A 3,393-nucleotide genomic window follows, 5' to 3' on the forward strand; every position below is an offset into this window, starting at 1 on the left:
TGTAGATTGTCAAATTGAACCGTAAAAAGCTCGCACATTAAATTAGGTCGTTCTAGAGTCAAAGTAGCCCTAATTCTCACATTAAGGCGGTTTTGCCCGATTACTATTCGCATATTGCTCTAGGAAAAGCTTTCTGGTCACATAAAATAATAGAAGCCGGGTACCAGTGTGTTGGGTACCCGGCCGAAACAGCTAGGATTTGGAGTGCTTACACAGCCTACCTGCTAAATTTCCAGTTCTTTCTGGGCCTGATAGACGATTTCTTCATCAATGGTTCTTTGCTTTTTGGCACAGGCGCAGAGCATACAAGTAGTGACCAGGTTGTTTACCAGGCGAGGTAAGCCGTGGGTGGCGGCATAGATAGCGTCTAAGGCAGCAGGGGTAAAAATATCCTCGTTAAGGCCGGCCAGTTTCAACCGGCTCAGGCAGTAGTCTTTTAGCTCTTCCGGTTTAAGGCCCTGGAAGAAATACTTTACGGTTAAGCGCTGTCTTAAGGGGTTGTTGACATTCAGGGCCAGCTTAGAACGGATAAGGGTCTGGCCTGCCAGGATAAGAATGAAGGGGTTATGGGAATCCATCTGGAAGTTAAAGAGTAGTCTTAAGTCCTCCCACGTTTGGCTTCTGGCCAGGTGGAATTCGTCCAGGACAATAACCGGAGTGATATGGCGGTCGTAATAGAGGCTGGTGATAGCCGTTTGGATCTGGTGGAATAGAGCGACCTTTTTATGTTTGGGTTCCTCACCTAGTTCCAGGGCCAGACCCTGGTAAAACTCCAGTACCGTAACGGTGGATAGAGCGAAATAACAGGCTTTATAGTGAGCGGGGTTCAGTTCGTTTAAGAATTTCCGCAGGGCGGCGGTTTTGCCACAGCCCGGCTCGCCTGTCAAGAGACCAATGCCCCGTACCTGTTGCAAGTATTTGAGGCGGGAGGCCAGTTCCAGCAGGTCCTGGCTTAAGAATAACTGGTCGAAGGGTATTTCCTTGGTGAAGGGATTAAATTTTAGACCGAAGAACTGGGTAAACATTTACTTATCACCTCTTAAGGGGCCGGGGCTATCTTCTTTTCCCGTTTCCACCAGTTCGGCAAAAGAGAGGGAGGGTGCGGGGAGGGGTGTTTCAAGGTGAGGAGGAGTTTCCTCTTCTGGGGATAGAGGCTTACTTTTCTGGGTTGGGCGACCACTCCCTCTCCTGGGAAGTTGGGCGTTGGCGAAGAAGTTGACCTGCCGGGCCTCGCCAATTTTAAGGCCGTCCTGGTATAGAAAGACTGGCCGGGCGGGGTTTTTTAGCCATTCAGGCTCATACCTCACTTCCACGCGGGTGTTGGCCAGTTTTTGCTCAGTTTCATAGAGGATGTTTTCCAAGGAAAAAGTCGCGTCATGGTTGATTTTACGCCTGACCCGCAGGAGGAAGTATTCATTAAGAAGGGCCGGGTCGGGAAATAGGCGCACCCGGTCGGCCTGGGAAAGGAAGTAGTCCAGGGGGCTTAGCCCCAGGGAGCTATGGATTTTACGCTGGTAGTCCTCCTCCAGCCACTGCCAAAAGAGGAGGTTCAACTCCTCCAGGGACTTGATCTTGTCCAGCTCCAGGCGACTTAAAAAACGTAACCTTACGGTGCGGAAAAAGCGCTCGATCTTTCCCCGGGCATAAGGGGTGAAAGGTTCAGCATGGAGGAGAGTGCACCCCAGAGCAGCGCAAATAAGGGCCAGCTGCCCTGAGCGGTACACCCTGCCGTTGTCCGTGTAGATCATTTTAGGCACGCCGCGCTTTAAAATAGCCTCTTTTAAGACGGCTCTTATGGCTTGAAAATTTTGCTCCCAGGAAAATTCGGCATGAGTAATGAGCCGCGAAGCGTCGTCAATAAAAGCTATAAGGTAAGTCTTTCTTTTACCCCGGCCCGCCTTAAGGTAAGGTCCATACATTATGTCTCCCTGCCAGAGCTCGTTTACCCACTGGTGGGCAAAGCGTTTAATTTCTTTTTCTTCACCGCTGGCTAAAGCAGGAGAGGCTGGATGGGGATTTCGGGCCAAATAGCGATAAAAGGTAGCCAGGGAAACTTCCGAGGGGGTAAATACCCCTTCTTGGACCAGTTCCTCATACAGCATGACCCCGTTAAGCCGGGGCTTTTCCGCCCTTTTAGCCGCAATTTTGGCCGCCATCTCCTCTGTTATCCGCCGGCTTTTGCCGCGGTCGGAACGGTAACCGGGCTTTAATCCCTCCAGGCCATGGCGCCGGTAAAGGTACAGCCACCACTCCAAACTTTTAGGAGAATACTTCTTAACTCCGTAATGGGGCATCTCGATAGGCTTTTCTGCCAGCTTTTTAAAATACTCTTTTTGACTGGGCACCTGGCCGTTCAACACGGGGGCAATGAGCGAAAACTTCTTTAAGGCAATTTCTTCCCTTTCCTTGGTCGAAAGCATAAAAAGATAAGCCTCCTTTTAGGTTAGATGTTAAATTTTAGGAGGCCATAAGCGCTTACAGCCTTTTTAGGCGCCACCTGCATCATATCATTTCTTTTGGCCCTTACCCAGACAAAAGGTCTGTTGTTGGCTTTTTTCACCTCACGGGGGTACCAGGAGGGCTTCTTTTATGCTAGAATACTGTGCGAAGGAGCCATAAAAGAGTATCCACAAGCCTGGTGAAACCGGAAACTAAAGAGCTGCATGGGGGAAAATCTGGTGGCCAGGAGGTGGAGTACCTTTGGGGCTCCTTCTATTTTGTTTGTTCCCTCATTCGGCAGCTCAATTTGAGGCTCGAGCTGGCGCAAGACCATTTGGATAAACCTCAAGTTGGCTAAGAAACGCCGGAGGTAAAACTGTAAGTGGGATATTTCCCAGAAGAGATGTTGGTAACTTTCCTTAAGGAACTTAAGGCAGGGGCGCAAGGAGAGGTTAGACATAAGGATTAGCCGTAGGCTGGTAAAGATTAAATCTAGAGTGAACTGGAAGTAAGGCAAACAAAAGGAAGGCAAGTAAGAGATGGTGGTATGGCAAAAGGGGCAGTAATAGCGGCGGATAAAGATGCGAGCGCTAAAGTTACCGTCATGGACGTTGCGGGTATAAAAGCCGTGTTTCTTCGGAGGTATCTCTACTAGGCATTGAGGGCTGGGACAGGAGCTGGGTTCAGGAAAAGGAAAATCTTTACCCAGGCGGTAATACTCTTGGGGCGATACTGTAGTATGGAATACGACCTGCATGGCAATCCCTCCCACCCCTATTCTAACCTACTCGCTACTAGTTGGCACCCCCTCTTTCGATAAAGCAACCTTTACTCACGGAACTTGACAAAAAGTGAGAGAGAATTCCTACATTCCTTCGGTATTAACCTTCCCTGCACATTGTTCAATTCGCAAATATGGTTCAAACGAGCCTCGATTTAATTTGAGAAGTTACA

The 3,393-nt window shown here is 49.2% G+C and carries 3 protein-coding genes; all 3 read right to left on the reverse strand.

Annotated features, from left to right (window positions below; genetic code table 11):
• Positions 1 to 224: 224 nt before the first annotated feature.
• A complete protein-coding gene (locus AC1BI1_RS15165) occupies positions 225 to 1,025 on the reverse strand; it encodes an ExeA family protein (protein WP_476718145.1) in 801 nt (266 codons plus the stop codon).
• The gene (locus AC1BI1_RS15170; protein WP_476718146.1) at positions 1,026 to 2,420 is read right to left on the reverse strand and encodes a DDE-type integrase/transposase/recombinase; all 1,395 of its coding nucleotides are present in this window, start codon (positions 2,418 to 2,420) and stop codon (positions 1,026 to 1,028) included.
• Between the two features lie 167 nt (positions 2,421 to 2,587).
• A complete protein-coding gene (locus AC1BI1_RS15175; RefSeq protein ID WP_476718147.1) occupies positions 2,588 to 3,196 on the reverse strand; it encodes a DUF6431 domain-containing protein in 609 nt (202 codons plus the stop codon).
• Positions 3,197 to 3,393 lie beyond the last annotated feature (197 nt).

Source organism: Thermanaeromonas sp. DSM 22490 (genome assembly GCF_056378755.1).

What these genes read in the sequence shown, in the direction of transcription:
- AC1BI1_RS15175 (WP_476718147.1), bottom strand. Translation starts at nt 3,196, where the DNA reads ATGCAGGTCGTATTCCATACTACAGTATCGCCCCAAGAGTATTACCGC.
- AC1BI1_RS15170 (WP_476718146.1), bottom strand. Translation starts at nt 2,420, where the DNA reads ATGCTTTCGACCAAGGAAAGGGAAGAAATTGCCTTAAAGAAGTTTTCG.
- AC1BI1_RS15165 (WP_476718145.1), bottom strand. Translation starts at nt 1,025, where the DNA reads ATGTTTACCCAGTTCTTCGGTCTAAAATTTAATCCCTTCACCAAGGAA.